1 protein-coding gene is annotated in these 246 nt (G+C 44.7%); it reads right to left on the minus strand.

Annotated elements, in window-relative coordinates; all coding sequences use genetic code 11:
* Positions 1-220: hypothetical protein (locus tag DC28_RS16735; RefSeq protein ID WP_238565789.1), on the minus strand; the 220-nt coding region annotated here is incomplete at its 3' end.
* Positions 221-246 lie beyond the last annotated feature (26 nt).

A 246-nucleotide genomic window follows, 5' to 3' on the forward strand; every position in this document is an offset into this window, starting at 1 on the left:
TGCCCTCATTATCCCATCCAATGAAACCACGTTGCTGCATAGCATTCCACAATGTTGGATTGTTATCTTTAGTCTCGTAGAAATAGCGATAATAACTGTCCCCATACGGCGCCACCAACTTCCCGTCCCAGAAGATATACCCTTCATCGTCTACCGTAAACTTTTCCGTCCCCTGATAATCCTCTTTAAGAAATCGAATCGTTTCTTCCGGATTCATCATGGATATTGTGCCGTCGAAGTCCTCAG

Source organism: Spirochaeta lutea, assembly GCF_000758165.1.
Lineage (GTDB): Bacteria > Spirochaetota > Spirochaetia > DSM-27196 > Salinispiraceae > Spirochaeta_D > Spirochaeta_D lutea.